This window comes from Candidatus Protofrankia californiensis, assembly GCF_900634765.1.
Lineage (GTDB): Bacteria > Actinomycetota > Actinomycetes > Frankiales > Frankiaceae > Protofrankia > Protofrankia californiensis.
In genome coordinates this window covers 1-515 of the sequence record NZ_CAAAFT010000368.1, presented here as the reverse complement: position 1 = coordinate 515, position 515 = coordinate 1, and the positions used below count along the sequence as shown (strand labels likewise).

1 protein-coding gene is annotated in these 515 nt (G+C 71.7%); it reads left to right on the top strand.

Features of this window, described 5'->3' with window-relative positions; genetic code table 11:
- Positions 1 to 515, top strand: a 515-nt coding sequence (locus DD1DGNOD_RS29800; RefSeq protein ID WP_283234725.1) for a glutamate ligase domain-containing protein, incomplete at both ends; no start/stop codon positions are given.

Here is a 515-nt window from a genome sequence, read left to right as displayed (position 1 = left end):
GGATGGACGCCGATGCGCACTGGCGCGCCGTCGACGTCGCCGCCGGCCCCACCGGGACCACCTTCGGCGCGCTCGGCCCGCACGGTCAGGACGTCCGGGTGCGCATTGCGCTACCCGGAGCCTTCAACGTCGGCAACGCCCTGGTGGCGCTGGCGCTGCTGGTGGCAACCGGTGTCCCCGCACAGGTCGCGGCAGCCGGTCTGGCGAGTCTTCCCGGCGTACCGGGCAGGATGGAACGGGTCGACGCCGGCCAGCCGTTTCTCGGCCTGGTCGACTACGCCCACACACCGGACGCGGTGGAGACGCTGCTACGCACCGTGCGGCCGCTGGTAGCCGGCCGCGTGATCGTGGTGCTCGGCTGTGGCGGCGACCGTGATCGGGGCAAACGCCCGCTGATGGGTGCCGCCGCCGCCGCCGGCGCCGATCTTTCGATCTTCACCAGTGACAACCCCCGGTCGGAGGATCCGGAAGTGATCATCGCCCAGATGTGTACCGGCGTGCGGACGTTGCCCGTT